Source organism: Synechococcus sp. R70.1, assembly GCF_047461675.1.
Lineage (GTDB): Bacteria > Cyanobacteriota > Cyanobacteriia > Thermostichales > Thermostichaceae > Thermostichus.
Map to the genome: position 1 here is coordinate 1 of NZ_JANSHR010000012.1, position 16,845 is coordinate 16,845.

A 16,845-nucleotide genomic window follows, 5' to 3' on the forward strand; every position below is an offset into this window, starting at 1 on the left:
TGGTTATGCCACAAAGTGGCTGATTGTCCAGTGAATCAAGGACTAGAGGAGAGCCATAGAATGAGGAAAACCTGAGGACAAGAAAGCATGGGACGGCAACAACGGGTGGCCATCTTGGGGGCCACAGGAGCAGTAGGAGCGGAGCTGCTGAAACTGCTGGAAGAGCGCCACTTTCCGGTGGCAGAGTTGAAGCTGTTGGCCTCGCCCCGTTCAGCGGGCACCTATTTGACCTTCAAGGGGGAACGGATCCCAGTGGAGCCGGTTTCAGAAGCGGCCTTTCGGGGTCTGGACCTGGTGTTGGCCTCTGCCGGTGCTAGTGTCTCCAAAACCTGGGCCAAAACCATCGTCGAGGCAGGAGCGGTGCTGATCGACAACTCCAGCGCCTTTCGTCTGGATCCCGATGTCCCGCTGGTGGTGCCCGAGGTCAACCCCCAGGAAGCCTTTTGCCACCGGGGGATCATTGCCAACCCCAACTGCACCACTATCCTGATGTGCGTGGCCATCTACCCCCTGCATCGCCACATCCCGCTTCGCCGAGTGGTGGCTGCTACCTATCAATCGGCGAGTGGAGCTGGGGCCCGCGCCATGGTGGAGCTAGAGGAGCAAACCCGCGCCTACCTCCAGGGGCAGCCGTTGCAGCCCCAGGTGTTCCCTTACCCCATCGCCTTCAACCTCTTCCTCCACAACAGCCCCCTGCAAGAGAACGGCTACTGTCAGGAAGAGATGAAAATGGTCAACGAATCCCGCAAGATTATGGGATCCCCCAACCTGCGGCTGACAGCTACCTGTGTGCGGGTGCCGGTGCTGCGTACCCACGCCGAGGCCTTGAACCTGGAGTTTGAACAGCCCTTCCCTGTGGAAAAAGCCCGGCAAATCCTGGCCCAGGCCCCTGGGGTGGTGCTCATTGAAGATTGGCAGCAGAACCGCTTTCCCATGCCCATCGACGTGGCCGGCAGGGATGAAGTGGCGGTGGGCCGCATCCGCCAGGACATCTCCGAGCCCAAGGCTCTAGAGCTGTGGCTGTGCGGGGATCAGCTCCGCAAAGGAGCAGCTCTCAACGCCATTCAAATTGCTGAGCTGCTTTTGAAGGACTAATTCACCACAACCGTCCAGGTTACCGGCCCTGCTGTGGCAGGGGCGGCCTGAGCGTTGGTCAATGTTACTGGGGAGTTGGGGTAGGTGTAGGTGCCGGGTGAGGTCAGAGGTCCCGTTTGGACAGGGATGGTCACTGTGCAGGTTGCGCCGACAGCCACTTGTCCTCCGGTGAATTGAATGGTGTTCCCACCCACCGACGCTGTGAGGGTAGCTCCAGCACCACAGGAAGCAGGTAAGGGAGGAGGTGCACCAGGCCCTACGGTTAAAGGCGGCGCTCCCGGCAAGGTGTGGTTAAAGGCCAAGCCCGTCAATGGAATGGCAGCGTTGTTGGTTATTGTAAACGTCAGAGTTCCATTCCCGGTAACGGGAGCTGGGCCGATTGGGCCAAGCGGGTTGGGAGCAAAGGCCATGGTAAAGGTGGGAGCTGGCACCGTTACCGTTAAGTTGATAGCAGCAGCGGTGGCATTAGGCGCTTGGTTGCTGCTCAGGGTTACCGCGGGGCTGGTCAGGGATCCCGCTGTCGTGGCTGTAACCTGAAGATCCAGGCTGATGGTGCAGCTAGCGTTGGCTGCCAATGAGCCGTTGACTAGCAAGATGGAAGTTGCTCCTGGTGCAGCTGCCAGCGTCCCGCCACAGCCGTTGTCGAGGTTGTTGGGAGTGGCAACGATCAAGCCGGCAGGCAGGGGATCGGAAAAGGCTAGACCCGTCAGGGGCAGAGCGGCTGTGTTGGTGATCGTGTAGGTCAGAGTTGTTGTGGCAGTAGGGCCGGCAGCTACCGAGGTGGGGCTAAATGCCTTGGTAAAAGTCGGGGCACCCGGTGTGGGCGTAGGTGTCGGGGTTGGGGTGGGTGTCGGAGTTGGAGTCGGTGTAGGTATCGGTGTAGGCACTATCGTCCCACCGCTTCCGCCGCCACCGCAGCCGGCTAGCCCTAAGCAAACTCCGCCCAGACTTAGAGTTACAAGGGTTGCAATTGCTTTTTTCTTCATTGCTTTTTCCTCACTATCGCCACCTAAACGCACTAACAGGTTGTTTTCCGCAGGAGGAGTGGCCGCTCGACTAGAGAAAGCTTAGCCTCGAAACCAGCTTGTTGGGAGTGATGAGAAGCACTGACACCTAGGTTTATACTGCTTGGCAGCTTCAGGATCCCTAGGCTAAGCAGCCAGAGAGTCATTTTCAGCCGTCGAGGAAAAAGAGCTGGTGGAGGGTTTCCCAGGCAGGCAAAAAAAGGGAAAAATTGAAAAGCATTTGGCTTGGTAAGGAGGATCTTGTGCATCCAATCGCGATGGGATCCCTGGCCAGCCTGATCGCCGGGTTGGCAACGGGGTTGGGGGCTTTGCCGGCGCTGTTTCTTCCCTCACTCTCGGAGAGGGTGCAAGGGATCCTGCTGGGATTTGGGGGTGGGGTGATGCTGGCGGCCACCTCGTTTTCGCTGGTGGTGCCGGGCACCGAGGCAGCCATGGCGCTGGGGTATTCCCAGTTTGGAGCGGCGGTGGCGATGGCGGCGGGCCTGCTGCTAGGGGCAATCTTCCTGGAGAGTGCCCACCGCTTTTTTCCCCACGAGCACTTTTTCAAAGGGCCTGAGGGGGTGAACCGCGCCCATCTAAAGCGGATCTGGCTCTTCATCATTGCCATTGCCCTGCACAACTTCCCAGAGGGTCTGGCGGTGGGGGTGGGATTTGCCACTGGCCAAGTCAGCGATGGGTTGGTGCTGGCGCTGGGGATTGGCCTGCATAACATACCGGAGGGGCTGGTGGTGGCCTTGTCGCTGGCAGGCCAGGGGTATTCGCGGCTGTTTGCTTTTGCCATCGCTCTGCTGACGGGTTTGGTGGAGCCCATCAGTGGCATCTTGGGAGCGACGGTGGTTGCCTTGGCTCAGCCGCTGCTGCCCTGGGGCATGGCTTTTGCTGCCGGCGCGATGCTGTTTGTTATCTCGGGTGAGATCATCCCTGAGTCGCACCGGCAGGGGTTGGAGCGGGAGGGCACCTTTGGCGTTCTCAGTGGGTTTGTGTTGATGCTGCTGCTCGATATTGCGCTGGGCTAGAAAGGGATCCTGTCCTGTCTTGACGCGAGGTTTTCAATGCTGAGCAACGAGCCTTTTCTGTGGCGGGGATCACGGGAGCACGCCTGCCTGCTGCTACACGGGTTGGGGGGTGGCGTCTACGAGTTGCAGTGGCTGGCGGAGCGGCTGTTGGCAGCCGGCCTAACGGTGCAGGGGTTTAACTACCCCGGCCATGACCGCCCAGCACCCCGAATGCCTCCTTCCCGCTGGACGGAGTGGTATGGGCGGGCTTTGGAACATTACCTAGCTCTGCGCCAGGAGTACCCGCGCCTTTCGCTCGTGGGGTTTTCCACCGGCTGCCTGTTGGCGTTGCACCTGGCCTTTTCCCATCCTGTCCACAAATTGGTGCTGCTGGCGCCGTTTTTTGCCATTCGCCACCGCTGGTACTACCTCTTTCGCCTGGAGCAGTACCTCAACAGCCTGGGCTGGCTTTTGGACGATGTCCCCCGCTTCCGCCTGCCGATCCGGGATGGCAATGTCCGCGCTTTGGCAGAAAAAGTGGCTTATTTTCGCAGCTTCAATCTGACGGCGGTGCGCAGCGCCCTCGAGCTCATCGAGCAGGTCAAGGGGGAGGTAGCCAGCATTCAAGTGCCCACCCTCATCCTGCAACCGCGCCAAGATACGGTGGTGGATCCCGACCAAGCGGTGTGGCTGTATCGGGAACTGGGATCCGCAGAGAAGAGCCTGCAGTGGCTGGAGCGCTCCGACCACGTTCTCACTTTGGACTGCGAGCGGGAGACCGTGTTTGCCCAGGTTTGCGCCTTTCTCAAACGGGATCCCTCTGCGCCCGGATCAGCGTAACCCGCTGCCAAGCACCGCGGGCATCGTAGTCCCGGATCAAACGCAAGAGACAATGGCAGTCTTCCGACTGCGGAAACCAGCTCAGGCTCACCGAAAAGCTGCGATCCCGGTGGGCGGTAGGGATGGGCAAGGGATCCGGCCCGCCAATCCACAGCCCTCCCGGCAAGGGATCCCAGTTGCTCAACCACTCTGCCCCCGAGCAGTCCACCTCGGTTTGGGCAAACCGGCCCTCGGCAACCGCAAAGCTCTGGGCGATCCCCCGCCATCTCCCCTGGAGGCAGGCCCTCAGTCGCTCTTTGCTCAGGAGTGAACAGTCTGCAACGGGATCCAAAGGTTGGCCGCGCCGCTCTAAGATGACGGTCACCCGCGCCAGGCAGCCCTGGGCGTCCCACTGTTGCACCACCCGCGCCTTGCGATCTCCCCAGAGAAAGCCTTGCTCAACGGCAAAGTCGCTAAACGGCGCTAGTTGCAGCCGCCCGTTAGAAAAAGATCCATCGGGGAAAAAGCGCAGTCCGGGCGAGAAATCTCGGTAAACCCAGCTCTGGCGGCTTGTTGGGTTAGGGGATCCCTCCAGGGGGTAGTAGGCATTGGTTTGGCGGATCGCGCCCAACTCCAAAGCCTCAAAGGTAATGAGGCTGCGCTTTTGGCCTACTAGCTCCCAACCACCGTGGGCAGTAGGTCGATAGTCAAAAAAGAGGCCGTGCCATTCTCCCAAGTGTAGGGCTAGGCATTGTATCGGGGTTTTCATGAAGAAGCCTGAAGTGCAACGTTGAAGACAGAGCCGATGGGGAAGAAGCTCCGGGGTGGTATTTTACTGGTTTTGGGGTAACCGCAGTTACGAAGGCTCTAGAGGAATGAAGCGACACAAAGTAGCCATACCCTAGCCCATGAGCCGCCGCAAAGCCAAACAAGAGCAGCTTAAGTCAGAGCCATAAAAATCATCAAGAATTAGCTATAAAAGATCCCAGAATGCGCACTTCTGGCTCCAGCAGGATCGACCATTGTTGATAGACTTTTTCCTGGGCCAGACGAATTAGGCGGTAGATGTCATTGGCGCTGGCCTGGCCACAATTGACGATGAAGTTGGCATGGCGCTCGGAGATTTGGGCTCCGCCGATTCGGTAGCCCTTTAGACCCACTTGCTCAATTAACCAGCCAGCGGGATAGGTTTCGGGGTTGCGAAAGACGCTGCCACAACTGGGCAGATGATAGGGCTGAGAGCTTAGGCGCTGGTTGAGGTGGCGCTGGGTTTCCCACTGCACCTGGGCTGGATCTTGGCCCGGGATCAACTGCAATGTTGCCCCTATAACCGTCCAGGGCAAGTCCTGCAGCCGCGAGCGGCGGTAGCCAAATTGCAGGTCGGCGGGTTTCAAGCGGCAGGGCTCTTGCTCTTCATCCAAAATCTGCACCTCCACCACCACGTCCGCTATGGCATGCCCGTGGGCGCCAGCATTCATCACCACTGCTCCCCCCAGCGTGCCCGGGATCCCAATCGCCCACTCCAGTCCACTCCAGCCTTGCTTGGCAGCCGCCCGCGCCAGGTTGACCAAAGGTTCTCCGGCAGCGGCCCAGATCCTCCCCCCCTCCAGCAGTTGCAGCCCGCGCAAACGCCGGGTGTGGATCACTAGCCCCGGCAAACCGGCGTCACTGATGAGCAAATTGCTGCCTGCCCCCACTAGAGTGGCAGGGATCCCTTCTGCCCGCGCCCAAGCCAAACACTGCCGCAGCTCCGGGTTGCTGCCGGGCTCACAATACCACTCCGCCCTGCCCCCCACCCGCAAAGTGGTCAGAGGGGCCAAGGGGATCCCTGGGCGAATCCGTCCAGACAGCAGCGCTTCTTGCCCAGCAGGAAGAAGCTCCTCGTTACCAGCATGGCCTGCGGCATCGGGCCCACAGGACCTGTTCTGCTGAGGCACCAGCGGAGCTGTCGTCATAGTTCGTCATAGTGTTGATACCTCAGAAGCAGCCATGTTGAAAGCGTGGGTTCTTTGCCCAGGCTATTCTCCCTCCGGAGGAGTCTGGAGCTGTTCCCCCACTTGGGCTGCATATGCCCGCATCGTAGCCGCTATCTGCTGATTGAGGTCGCCTGCACCCAGAAAGATAGCGAGATCCCCAGCTTGCAAAATGGAGGTCAACACCTGCGGCAGTTGCGCTAAAGAAGACACATAGCGCACCTGGGGATGGTGTTCCGCCACCGCCACGGCCAGCCGCAAGCTGTCAGAATGCTCCGACGCTGGCTCTCCTGCCCCGTAGGTGGGCACAATCACCACCACATCTGCATTCTCAAAGCAGCAGGCAAAATCCTGAAACAGGGCGGCCAAGCGGCTATGGCGATGGGGCTGAAATACTGCCACCACGCGCCGCTGTTGTAGCCGTGCTGCCTGCAGCGTAGCGCGAATCTCGCTGGGATGGTGAGCATAGTCATCGATAAAGGTAACCCCGCCCACCTCCCCTTTGGCCTCAAAGCGGCGCTGCACCCCTCGAAACTCGGCCAGGGCAGAGGCAATTACCGGAAACTCCAAGCCCAACTGGCGCCCAACGGCAACCGCTGCTAGAGCATTGCTGAGGTTGTGGGATCCCGGCACTTGCAGCCGTAGCTGACCCAGCAGGGATCCCCTTTCCCAGATCTCGGCGGCAGTGGAATTGCCCTTGTAGACAATCTGCCGCGCTTGGTACTGGGCTTGGGGATGTCCGGCCAGGCTGTAGCCCACGTCCACCTTGAGGTGGGTGGCCACGTTGGGGCAATCCAGGCAGGCCACTAGGGTTTGGCTCTGCTGCCCATACTGCTGAAAGGCCCGGATGACCTGCTCCAGATTGGCATAGTGATCTGGGTGGTCTAGCTCAACATTGGTGATCACGCCAATTTTGGGATAGAGACGCACCAGCGATCCGTCTGACTCATCCACCTCCGCCACCAGGTATTCTCCCTGGCCTAGGCGAGCGTTGCCGTCCCACGCCTCCATCTCCCCGCCTATGATTAGGGTGGGATCCCAGCCCGCAGCAAGCAGCATGTAGCCAATCATGCTGCTGGTGGTGGTTTTGCCGTGAGTGCCCGCCACGCCGATGCTGGGGCGATGGTTCAACAAAGCCGCTAGTAAATCGGCTCGGTGCCAAACCTTTAGTCCCTTGTTTAGAGCCGCCGCTAATTCCGGGTTGGTGGGGCGAATGGCGCTGGAGTAGACCACCTGGGGATTCCCAATCAACCCCTCTGCCGTGTGACCTTGAATAACGCGCACCCCCAACGCCTCTAAGCGGCGAGTGCGGTTATTGGCAACAATATCGGACCCCGAAACGCGAAACCCTTTCTTCGCCAAAATATAGGCCAAAGCAGACATGCCGACCCCCCCAATTCCAACAAAGTGATAGGCCGAAAGGGAGGAGTTCGACAGCTCCAAGCTTTGCCCAAGTAGAGATGAAGACGGAGCCTGCACCGAAATGCCGGGATCTTCTCCCCCCGCTGTCTCCACCATTGCAACGTTGCCTCACTCCTCGCACACACCTAAAACCAAAGCTGCTGCAAGGCAGATCATATCAGCAGTTTTTCGCCTTCTGCAGCAGGGAAGCAAAGCCTAAGGAAAAAGAGCTGCTTAAAGTGCAATTTCGAACTTGACACTCTTTTCCACAAAGCTTTAAGCTTCTTAATAAAGGGGTAGCTGTAGGCTTGAAGTTGACGGCAAAATGAGACCCCAACTGCTGTGGTTACTGCCAGGAGCTGGGCTGGTTGGCTGGGCAGCGCTAGCTACCTTAGGGTTGAGCCAACAAGGAGCTACCCAAGGAGCAACGCCGCCGCCAGCCGAAACTCCGGCAGCAGGCGGGGCAACGCCGTTGGCTACCTCGGTCGGGGCTCTGGGCCGTCTGGAGCCGGAGGGGAGCGTTATCCGTGTTGCTGGCCCTCCTGGCGAACGACTGGGGGAGCTGTTGGTAGCCGAAGGGGAGCGGGTGGTGGCGGGGCAGGTATTGGCCCGTCTGGAAAGCTACAGCGAGCGCCTAGCGGAGAGGGAGTACGCTGCCGCCCAACTGCAAGAGGCCCGTGCCCGTCTAGAGGCTGAGACCCGCTTTGGCCAGGCTCAAATTGAAGAAGCACGCACTCGCCTTAGCCGGCTGGACGAGCCCCAACAGTTGCAGATCCGCTCCCAGGAAGCCGTGGTGGAGCGCATTCGGGCGGAGCTAGCCGATGCTGAGGCCAATCTGGCTCGCTTTCAGGCTCTCTGGCAGGAGGGAGCTATTTCGCAGCAGGAACTCGATCAAAAGGCTCTGGTGGTGCGACAGCGCCAGGAGGACTTACAAGCTGCCGAGGCCACCCTCAACCAACTGCGCCTTGCCCGCGAGCGGGATCTGCGCAATGCCCAGGCCCAAGTGCAAGCTGCTGAAGCGGCGTTGAGACGGGCCCAGGCGCAGGTGCAGCTGCAGTCTTTGGCCCGCAACCTGGAACTGGCGGAAGCCCGCTTGGAGCGCACCCTCATCCGTGCCCCCCGGGCTGGCCAGGTGCTGAAAATCCACACTCGGCCGGGGGAAGTGATCGCTGCTAACCAAGGGATTCTCGAGCTGGGCAACACCGACCAGATGATGGTGGTGGCCGAAGTTTACGAAACCGACATCCTGCGGGTGCGACCAGGACAACGAGCTACCATCAGCAACCGCGTGCTGCCAGAAACCCTACAGGGCCGAGTGGAGCGGGTAGGCTTGCAAATTGGCAAGAAAGACGTGCTCAACACTGACCCTGCTGCTGACGTAGATGCGCGGGTGGTGGAAGTGTACATCCGCCTGGATCCAGAAAGCAGTGCCCGCGTGGCCGGCCTGACCAACCTGCAGGTGAACGTGGCCATTGATGCTGAGGAGTAGAGGGGGCGATGTCCAGCCTGTTCAGCTTTATTGGGCGCCGCATTCCCCTAGCCTGGCTGCAGTTGATGCGGGAGAAGATCCGCCTGCTGGTGGCTTTAGCAGGCATTACCTTTGCCTGCATCCTCATGTTCATGCAGCTGGGCTTCCAGGACAGCTTGCTGGAGAGTGCCATCCGCTTCCATGTTGCCCTCAAAGGGGAGATCTTCCTGGTCAGTCCCCAGTCCAACGCCCTTATTGCCATGAACACCTTTTCGCAGCGGCGGCTCTATCAGGCGTTGGGCTTTGAGGGAGTGCGAGCTGTCTCGCCTGTGTATTTGAGCTTTGCCCTCTGGAAAAACCCTGAGACCCGTCGCACTCGCAGCATTTTTGTCGTGGGGGTGGATCCCTCTGCCGACCTTGTGGATTTGCCAGGGCTAACCCCCGACGAGCTGGAGGAGATTAAAAAAGCTGACGTAGTGCTCTTTGACCGCCGCTCCCGCAGCGAGTTTGGTCCAATTGCCCAATGGTTTGAGGCTGGACAAGAAGTCGTTACCGAAGTGGGCAACCGCCGGGTGCGGGTAGGGGGGTTGTTTGAGATGGGGGCTACCTTTGGCGCCGATGGCACCATCCTTACCAGTGACCTCAATTTCCTGCGGATTTTTCCTCAGCGCGAGCCTGGCCTGGTGGATATTGGCGTGGTGCAACTCCAGCCAGGGGTAGATCCCAAGCCGCTGCTGGATCAGATGCGGGCTCTGCTGCCCGAGGACGTGCGAGTACTCTCGCGGGCAGAGTTCATTGACATGGAGCGGAGCTATTGGGAGGAAGGCACGGCCATCGGCTTTATTTTCGGCCTGGGGGTGGCTATGGGCTTTATCGTCGGCATTGTGATTGTCTATCAGATTCTCTACACCGATGTATCTGATCACCTAGCGGAGTATGCCACCCTCAAAGCCATGGGCTACACTGACACCTACCTGTTGGGGGTGGTGCTTCAGGAGGCCCTTTTGCTGGCTGTTTTGGGCTACATTCCCGCCTTTGCCTTGGCTGTTTTGCTTTACGATTTGACGGCCAATGCTACCCTATTGCCCATTGCCATGACCTTTAACCGAGCGATGTTGGTCCTGGGGCTAACGGTGAGTATGTGCTTTATCTCAGGAGCCATTGCTGTGCGGCGGCTGCGGGCTGCTGATCCTGCCGACATTTTCTAACTGCTGAAGCAGGAATCCAGAATGGTGGCTTCCTTAGTTAGTAACTTGAGATTCTGAGCTTCCTATGCTGACTTCCCTTCTCAATCAAACTGCCCCTACCTTCACTCAAAATACCGCTGAGCCCGTGGTCAAAGTCGAAGGGCTAAATCACTATTTCGGTGAGGGATCCCTGCGCCGGCAAGTCCTTTTTGACATCAACTTTGTCCTGCACCCGGGGGAGATTGTGCTGTTGACTGGACCCTCTGGCTCGGGTAAGACCACGCTGCTCACTCTCCTAGGAGCCTTGCGCTCGGTGCAAGAGGGCAGCCTGCAGGTGTTGGGGCAGGAGCTGCGAGGAGCCAAGCCCAGCACCCTCGTCCAGGTTCGCCGCAAAATTGGCTATATTTTCCAGGCTCACAACCTGCTGCGATCCCTGACGTCAGCCCAGAATGTGCGCATGGCCCTAGAGCTGCACAACGGCCTGTCTCCCCAGGAGAGCCAACGGCGGGCAGAAACAATGCTGGCAGCGGTGGGTCTTGGGGATCGCGTCCACTACTACCCGGAACAGCTTTCAGGGGGTCAAAAGCAGCGAGTGGCGATTGCCCGCGCCCTCGTCAGCCACCCCAAGTTGGTGCTAGCGGATGAGCCGACGGCCTCCCTCGATAGCAGGTCGGGCCGCGAGGTGGTGACCCTGATGGAGAAGTTGGCGCGGGAGCAAGGTTGCACCATCCTGCTGGTAACCCACGACAACCGCATCCTTGACATTGCTGACCGGGTGCTGCACATGGAGGATGGACGGCTGGAGAGCCAGCCCATTGCCTAGGTTGCTCCCTGGGAGGCGTGACGGCGGTACCAGTCGATGGTGCGCTGCAGCCCTTCCCGCAACCCCACCTTGGCCACAAAACCAATCTTCTCGCGGGCCTTGGAGACATCTAAGCAGCGGCGGGGCTGGCCATTGGGCTTGTCAGTTCGCCAGCGAATCTCTCCCTGAAACCCCATCAGCTCGCAGATGAGGGCAATCAGATCCCGAATGGAGATCTCTTCGCCGGTGCCCAAATTCAGGGGCTCGGGGCTGTTGTAGAGCTGGGTGGCTAGAAGGATCCCCCGAGCTGCGTCTTCGGCGTAGAAAAACTCGCGCGTGGGGCTGCCATCTCCCCACACCTCCACGTAGTTCTGGCCCCGCTGCTGGGCTTCATGCACCTTGCGGATTAAAGCGGGGATGACGTGGGAAGTTTCGGGATCGAAGTTGTCCATGGGGCCGTAGAGGTTGACCGGCAGGAGGTAGATGCCGTTGAAGCCGTACTGCTGCCGGTAGGCCTGCAGTTGCACCAGCAGGGCTTTCTTGGCAATGCCGTAGGGGGCGTTGGTCTCCTCCGGGTAGCCGTTCCAGAGATCCTCTTCTTTGAAGGGGACAGGAGTGAACTTGGGGTAGGCACAGATGGTGCCCACGCAGACAAACTTCTCCACGCCCGCCAGGTAGGCAGCATGGATAAGCTGGGATCCCATGATCAGGTTGTCGTAGAAGAGTTCTGCTGGCTTGGCCTGGTTGAGGCCGATGCCGCCCACGTGGGCCGCCAGGTGGATGACGATATCCTGTCCCTGCACCACCTCTTGGCAAACTTCCCAGCGGCGTAGATCCTGGGTGCGGGAGCGTGGGATCCGCACCTGCTCCGGCTTGACGCCCAGGAGGTACAACTGTTGCAGGACATGTTTGCCCAAAAAGCCACTCCCTCCGGTCAGCAAGATGCGCTTTTGGCTGAGATCGATGGCAGTGGACATGGCTGGCGCGGAGAATTCCCGGCTTTCATTATGGCAGGGCGGCAGCTCCTAACTGCCCAAGCTTGAAGACAGCTCTGCCTGCAGCCGCTCTTGAGCCGCTTGGAGAGCTTGCGCCAGTTTCTCCGGCTGTTTGCCGCCAGCCTGAGCTAGGTTGGGCCGCCCCCCGCCACCGCCGCCGGTGAGCTTGGCAATCTCGCCGATAAAGGAGCCCGCCTTCAGGCCAAGTTTCTGGACAGCCGGGCTAAAAGCCGCTACAAAGCTTACCTTGCCCGCTTCGGGCACCGATCCCAGCACCACTGCCCCTTCCCCCAGCTTGTGGAGTAGGTGTTCGGCGGCGGTTTTCAGCGCCTCCGGGGGAGTGGCTCCCAGTTCCGCCACCAAGATCTGCAGAGGGCCCACGGCTACAGCCTGGGGCAAGAGCTGCTCTGCCTGGAGCAAGGCCAGCTGGCTGCGGGCCTCCTCAAGGGCCTTCTGGGCGGCCTTTAGCTCCGCCTGCAAAGCGGCAACGCGCTCTGGGATCTCCTGGGGCTTGGCCTTGAACTGGGCGCTCAGCTCCCGCACCACCCTGTCGCGCTCGTTCAAGTACTCCAGCACCGCCGGCCCGGCTACAGCCTCGATGCGGCGGATCCCGGCAGCTATGCCCGTCTCAGAGATGATCTTAAATAGGCCAATCTCGGCGGTGTTGCTGACGTGGGTGCCGCCACAGAGCTCCATCGACACCCCCGGAAAGTCGACCACCCGCACCTCGGCGCCGTATTTTTCCCCAAACATGGCGATTGCCCCTCTGGCTTTGGCCTCTGCCAGGGGCAGGATGGCTACCTGAGCTGGATGGGCCTCGGCAATCCAGGTGTTGACCAGATCCTCAACTTGCTGCAGCTCTTCGGGAGTAAGGGGACGCGAGAGGGTAAAGTCGAAACGCAGCCGGTCAAAAGCCACCAGGGATCCGGCTTGGCTAATAGAGGGATCAACCACCTTCTTCAGGGCTGCCTGCAGTAGGTGAGTGGCGCTGTGGTGGGCCTGGGCGCGCCGCCGACAGGCCAGGTCAATTTGGGCCTGCACGGGATCCCCCACCCGCAGGATCCCCCGTTCCACCTGGCCAAAGTGGACAAACAGATCTCCTCGCTTCTGCACATCCTCCACCCGCACCCATACTCCGTCCCCAGCCAGGTAGCCGCGATCCCCAATCTGGCCCCCGGATTCGGCATAAAAAGGTGTGCGATCCAAAACCACCTGCACCACTTGCCCCGCCTCCACTTGGGGCACGGATTTCCCCTCCACCAGCAGGGCTTCGACCACGCCGCGGGCAGAGGACTGGCTGTAGCCAAGAAACTCCGTCTCGATTAAAAACTCGGCCAGCTCGTCCAGGGATCCCTGGGCCATGACGTCAAGGGTTTGGTGGGCGGCGCGGGCCCGCTGCCGCTGTTTTTCCATCTCCTGCTCAAAGCCCTGCAGATCCACACTGAAGCCGTGCTCCTGGGCAATTTCTTGGGTTAGCTCCAACGGGAAGCCGTAGGTGTCAAAGAGCTTGAAGGCGTCGGCCCCAGAGATCTGCTTTGGCGCGCCACTGGCTGTAACGTCTGCAAACAGATCAAACAGCAGCCGTTCCCCCCGCTCCAGAGTCTTGAGGAACTGCTCCTCTTCCCGCTGCAGCTCGGCTTTGATCACCGCCTCCCGCTCCCGCACCTCAGGATAGGCAGCCTCCGCCAACTGGATGGCCGTCTCCACCACCGGCAGGGTAAAGGGCTCGCCAATCCCTAAGAGGCGCCCGTGGCGCACCATCCGCCGGATCAGCCGCCGCAGCACATAGCCCCGCTCCACGTTGGAGGGGATCACCCCATCGGCAATTAGGTGCATCACCGCCCGCGCGTGATCCCCGATAATCCTAAGGGAGACTTTCTGCTCGGGGCTGGCCTGGAAGTAGTCCACCTGGGCGATCTCGGCCGCCTTCTGCACAATGGGGAAGAGCAAATCCGTCTCATAGTTGTTGGGGACTCCCTGGAGCACCCGAGCCAGACGCTCCAGCCCTAGGCCCGTGTCAATGTTTTGCTTGGCCAAGGGGGTAAGGTGGCCCTCGCTGTCCCGGTTGAGCTCCATGAACACGAGGTTGTAGATCTCGAGAAAGCGGGAGTCATCCCCCAGGTCGATCTGCTCATCCCCCAGCTCTGGCTTGAAGTCGTAGTAGATCTCCGAGCAAGGGCCGCAGGGGCCAGTGGGGCCGGCAGCCCAGAAGTTGTCTTCCTCCCCCCTGCGCTGGATGCGTTGGGGCGGGATCCCTATCTCATCGCGCCAGAGGGCAAAGGACTCCTCATCCTCCCGGAAGACGCTCACCACTAGGCGCTCCGGCGGCAGGCCAAACACTTCTGTCACCAGTTCCCAAGCCCAGGTGATGGCCTCTTTTTTGAAGTAGTCGCCGAAGCTAAAGTTGCCCAGCATCTCAAAAAAGGTGTGGTGGCGGGCTGTCCGTCCCACGTTCTCGATGTCGTTGGTGCGCACGCATTTCTGGGCAGTTGTCACCCGCGGGTAGGGCGGATCCTGATGCCCTAGGAAGATGGGCTTGAAGGGCAGCATGCCGGCAATGGTTAGCAGCACCGTCGGATCCTCCGGCACCAAGGAGGCGCTGGGCAACACCTGATGGCCCCGCTGGGCATAGAAATCTAGAAAAGCCTGCCGGATGGCAGCTCCGGAGAAGGACGAAGACATGGCCAAGGCAAAGGGTGACTGCATTGATCAATATTCTCCATTCTAGGTTTTCTAGCTCTGGGGCAGTTGAAAGCAGCAAAATCTAAGCGATTTCGCCGATGGACCGCAAGTAGGCAAACGCATAGAATCAGCCTAGTTGAGCTAGATGCGCCAGATTTCTCTTGGGTCTAGCCTAAACGCGCTTGCCTACCTAGCTTTCCTCTCTTGGTTCTCTAGGCGTTAGCCGGTAGCGCGCTAAATGTTGAGCTGCTACTGCCTCAACCCCAACTGTCCGCAGCCAGAAAATCCGCCGGATGCCTCCACCTGTGCTGCCTGTGGACAGCCGCTGCTGGTGCGCAATCGCTACCGGGCCTTCAAGCGCTTGGGACAGGGGGGATTTGGCGCTACTTTCTTAGCTCGAGATGAGGACATGCCCTCCAAGCCCTGGCGGGTGATCAAGCAGTTGCGCCCAGTGGAAAATTCGCCCCAACTGGCCAAGCGGGCGGAGGAGCTGTTTAACCGCGAAGCCGAGGTGTTGGAGCGCCTGGGGGAGCATTCGCAAATCCCCAAGCTCTATGCCCACTTCCAGGAAGGCGGCAAGTTTTACTTGGTGCAGGAGTTTATCGAGGGAATCACCCTTGCCCAGGAGGTGCGGCGCAACGGGCCTTTTTCCGAAGAACAAGCCCGGCACGTGATGCAGGAGGTGCTGCTCATCCTCAGCTATGTCCACAGCCACAACACTGTCCACCGCGATATCAAGCCGGCCAACCTCATTCGCCGCAAGGAAGATGGCCGCCTGGTGCTGATTGACTTTGGGGCCGTGAAGCAGCTCGGGCCGGGCCACAATGTCTCGGAGGAGGGAACGGCCATCCGCTCCCTGGGCTTTTCTCCGCCGGAGCAGATGTCTGGCCAGGCGGTAGGCCCCGCCAGCGATCTCTACGCGCTGGCTGCTACCTGCCTCAATTTGATGACGCTGGAGTCGCCGGCCAAGTTCTACAACCACAACACAGGCCAGTGGGATTGGTCGGATCGCCTGCAGCTCAGCCCTGAGTTCGACGCCATTTTGCGCCGTATGCTGCAACCGGCCATCAGCCAGCGCTTTGCCACGGCTACCGAGGTGCTGCGGGCTCTACAAGGAATCGGCTCCACCCCCCAGCCAATCCTCTTGCCCAACTCTCCCCTGGCTGCCCCTTCCAGCCCCTCGCTGATCTCAAACCATTGGGCCAGGCGACCTTTAACCTCTCCTCCTCTACCTCGAACCGATGGGTTTTCGCCTAAGCCACTCCCTCAGCCCGAAGCGGGGGGCCTACTGCCTCCAGGATCCATTCCTACCGGCTCTACCCACGTGGGTCTGACTAGCCGCATTGCCGGCAGCGGGCGCATGAAGCCGGCTACCCCTCCGCGGATCCCGTCTTTGGCTGGAGCGGATCTGCGGGGCAAGTCCTTTGCTAACCGGAACTTGGCCGGCTACGATTTGCGCCGCGCCGATCTGCGGGGGGCCGATTTCTCGGGAGCCAACCTGCAGGGAGCCGATCTGCGGGGGGTTCGCTTCAACACCCCTCAGCCCCGCTGGCTGCGCTTTTTGAGCCGGCTTCTTGGCTCGGCCAAGACCCTGGGCGGGATCCTAGCAGGCCTGGGAGGACTCCTGGGATCGGCGGGCCTGGGGTTTTTGCTTGTCCATCTCACCACGCGCAACGTGGCTTACGCCTTGGGATCAGCCGGGATCGCGGCGGCGGTGGCCAGCTCCGTGCTCTGGTCTGTAGGCAGCAGGGCCTCGCTGCTGCATCAGTCTGAGGAAAAGGACAAGCGCTTCACCAACTTCTCCAAAGCCGATCTGCGGGGAGCCCAAATGGATGAGAAGTTGCGTAAGTTTGCCCGCCGCCAGGGAGCCATCTTGAACTGACGTTCTGCCTCAGGCAAGAGGGGGAGGAATGACTTGGCGCAGGGCCTGGTTGATCTGTTCTGTTAAAAGCCGGCAATTGACGGCTTTCCCTTGCCGCCGATCCCCCGCTTGGTCATAAAAGACAATGCCCTCGGCGTGGGAAAACCCCAGGGACAGCAACAACAGCTCCAAAACCTTGAAAGAGGCTGTCTCCAGCTCCGGTGCCTGCTCCCGCAGCTCTGCCAGCGTCGCCTGGGCATCTTCTAGATGGCCAAAAGCTGGGATCCAAAGATGGCTGATGGGCTCCCTTCCTGGAGAGTTTTCCTCCACTCGTGCCGTTAGCCAACCGCCATCGGGGTAGCGCAGGATGGTGTACTGCAGGTGATCCAGATGCTGGGCCACCTGGGTAAGCACTGCCGTTACCTGCTGCATCGCTGCGGCCGGGATCCCGTTCTGCGGGGCTTCCTCCACCAGGGTTGCGGCCTGGGCCGCCAGACTAGGTACCATGATTGACAACCACCCTTACTTAGGTTCAGAATGAG

The 16,845-nt window shown here is 60.2% G+C and carries 14 protein-coding genes; 7 read left to right on the top strand and 7 right to left on the bottom strand.

Translation table 11 applies throughout. The features are described from left to right. The first annotated feature begins 87 nt into the window (after positions 1-87). The gene (locus NW807_RS01280) at positions 88-1,095 is read left to right on the top strand and encodes an aspartate-semialdehyde dehydrogenase (RefSeq protein ID WP_414425072.1); all 1,008 of its coding nucleotides are present in this window, start codon (positions 88-90) and stop codon (positions 1,093-1,095) included. Here the strand turns inward: NW807_RS01280 and NW807_RS01285 are convergent. Beyond that, on the bottom strand, positions 1,092-2,081 hold the full coding sequence (locus NW807_RS01285; protein ID WP_414425073.1) for a hypothetical protein: 990 nt from the start codon (positions 2,079-2,081) through the stop codon (positions 1,092-1,094). The two genes, NW807_RS01280 and NW807_RS01285, sit on opposite strands and share 4 nt — an antisense overlap. A gap of 281 nt (positions 2,082-2,362) precedes the next feature. On the opposite strand from NW807_RS01285, the gene NW807_RS01290 reads away from it, so the two are divergent. Next, entirely contained in the window at positions 2,363-3,136 is a 774-nt protein-coding gene (locus NW807_RS01290) for a ZIP family metal transporter (RefSeq protein WP_414425074.1), read from the top strand. A 36-nt stretch (positions 3,137-3,172) separates the two neighbouring features. Next, complete coding sequence (locus NW807_RS01295; RefSeq protein ID WP_414425075.1) at positions 3,173-3,955, top strand: alpha/beta hydrolase; 783 nt, start codon at positions 3,173-3,175, stop codon at positions 3,953-3,955. On the opposite strand, the gene NW807_RS01300 is transcribed toward NW807_RS01295, so the two are convergent. The 3 genes from NW807_RS01300 to murC form a co-directional block, all read right to left on the bottom strand. Beyond that, positions 3,921-4,703, bottom strand: coding sequence for a DUF3598 family protein (locus NW807_RS01300; protein ID WP_414425076.1), 783 nt, complete (start codon positions 4,701-4,703; stop codon positions 3,921-3,923). The two genes, NW807_RS01295 and NW807_RS01300, sit on opposite strands and share 35 nt — an antisense overlap. 193 nt (positions 4,704-4,896) lie before the next feature. Further along, a complete protein-coding gene (murB, locus tag NW807_RS01305) occupies positions 4,897-5,889 on the bottom strand; it encodes a UDP-N-acetylmuramate dehydrogenase (RefSeq protein ID WP_414425077.1) in 993 nt (330 codons plus the stop codon). 63 nt (positions 5,890-5,952) lie between these two features. Then, positions 5,953-7,350, bottom strand: coding sequence for a UDP-N-acetylmuramate--L-alanine ligase (gene murC, locus NW807_RS01310; RefSeq protein ID WP_414425103.1), 1,398 nt, complete (start codon positions 7,348-7,350; stop codon positions 5,953-5,955). Positions 7,351-7,633: 283 nt separating this feature from the next. On the opposite strand from murC, the gene NW807_RS01315 reads away from it, so the two are divergent. The 3 genes from NW807_RS01315 to NW807_RS01325 all read left to right on the top strand — a co-directional run bounded on the left by NW807_RS01315 (position 7,634) and on the right by NW807_RS01325 (position 10,786). Beyond that, complete coding sequence (locus tag NW807_RS01315) at positions 7,634-8,797, top strand: ABC exporter membrane fusion protein (protein ID WP_414425078.1); 1,164 nt, start codon at positions 7,634-7,636, stop codon at positions 8,795-8,797. Between the two features lie 8 nt (positions 8,798-8,805). After that, positions 8,806-9,984, top strand: a complete 1,179-nt coding sequence (devC, locus tag NW807_RS01320) for an ABC transporter permease DevC (RefSeq protein WP_414394436.1) — start codon at positions 8,806-8,808, stop codon at positions 9,982-9,984. Between the two features lie 64 nt (positions 9,985-10,048). Next, a complete protein-coding gene (locus tag NW807_RS01325; protein ID WP_414425079.1) occupies positions 10,049-10,786 on the top strand; it encodes a DevA family ABC transporter ATP-binding protein in 738 nt (245 codons plus the stop codon). Here the strand turns inward: NW807_RS01325 and NW807_RS01330 are convergent. Then, entirely contained in the window at positions 10,783-11,742 is a 960-nt protein-coding gene (locus tag NW807_RS01330) for a GDP-L-fucose synthase family protein (RefSeq protein ID WP_414394442.1), read from the bottom strand. The genes NW807_RS01325 and NW807_RS01330 overlap by 4 nt on opposite strands. Positions 11,743-11,790: 48 nt before the next feature. Continuing rightward, positions 11,791-14,442 carry an alanine--tRNA ligase gene (alaS, locus tag NW807_RS01335; RefSeq protein ID WP_414425104.1) on the bottom strand — a complete coding sequence of 884 codons (2,652 nt, stop codon included), beginning with the start codon at positions 14,440-14,442 and terminating at the stop codon, positions 11,791-11,793. A 238-nt stretch (positions 14,443-14,680) separates the two neighbouring features. On the opposite strand from alaS, the gene NW807_RS01340 reads away from it, so the two are divergent. Beyond that, positions 14,681-16,324 (top strand): protein kinase domain-containing protein, encoded by a 1,644-nt coding sequence (locus NW807_RS01340; protein ID WP_414425080.1) that lies wholly within the window; start codon positions 14,681-14,683, stop codon positions 16,322-16,324. A gap of 9 nt (positions 16,325-16,333) precedes the next feature. Here NW807_RS01340 and NW807_RS01345 read toward each other — a convergent pair whose 3' ends face one another. Then, a complete protein-coding gene (locus tag NW807_RS01345) occupies positions 16,334-16,810 on the bottom strand; it encodes a hypothetical protein (protein ID WP_414425081.1) in 477 nt (158 codons plus the stop codon). Positions 16,811-16,845 lie beyond the last annotated feature (35 nt).

Excerpts from the sequence above, each read along its gene's own strand:
- NW807_RS01280 (WP_414425072.1), top strand. The coding sequence starts at position 88 with ATGGGACGGCAACAACGGGTGGCCATCTTGGGGGCCACAGGAGCAGTA.
- NW807_RS01285 (WP_414425073.1), bottom strand. The coding sequence starts at position 2,081 with ATGAAGAAAAAAGCAATTGCAACCCTTGTAACTCTAAGTCTGGGCGGA.
- NW807_RS01295 (WP_414425075.1), top strand. The coding sequence starts at position 3,173 with ATGCTGAGCAACGAGCCTTTTCTGTGGCGGGGATCACGGGAGCACGCC.
- NW807_RS01300 (WP_414425076.1), bottom strand. The coding sequence starts at position 4,703 with ATGAAAACCCCGATACAATGCCTAGCCCTACACTTGGGAGAATGGCAC.
- murB (WP_414425077.1), bottom strand. The coding sequence starts at position 5,889 with ATGACGACAGCTCCGCTGGTGCCTCAGCAGAACAGGTCCTGTGGGCCC.
- NW807_RS01315 (WP_414425078.1), top strand. The coding sequence starts at position 7,634 with ATGAGACCCCAACTGCTGTGGTTACTGCCAGGAGCTGGGCTGGTTGGC.
- devC (WP_414394436.1), top strand. The coding sequence starts at position 8,806 with ATGTCCAGCCTGTTCAGCTTTATTGGGCGCCGCATTCCCCTAGCCTGG.
- NW807_RS01325 (WP_414425079.1), top strand. The coding sequence starts at position 10,049 with ATGCTGACTTCCCTTCTCAATCAAACTGCCCCTACCTTCACTCAAAAT.
- NW807_RS01330 (WP_414394442.1), bottom strand. The coding sequence starts at position 11,742 with ATGTCCACTGCCATCGATCTCAGCCAAAAGCGCATCTTGCTGACCGGA.
- alaS (WP_414425104.1), bottom strand. The coding sequence starts at position 14,442 with ATGTCTTCGTCCTTCTCCGGAGCTGCCATCCGGCAGGCTTTTCTAGAT.
- NW807_RS01340 (WP_414425080.1), top strand. The coding sequence starts at position 14,681 with ATGTTGAGCTGCTACTGCCTCAACCCCAACTGTCCGCAGCCAGAAAAT.
- NW807_RS01345 (WP_414425081.1), bottom strand. The coding sequence starts at position 16,810 with ATGGTACCTAGTCTGGCGGCCCAGGCCGCAACCCTGGTGGAGGAAGCC.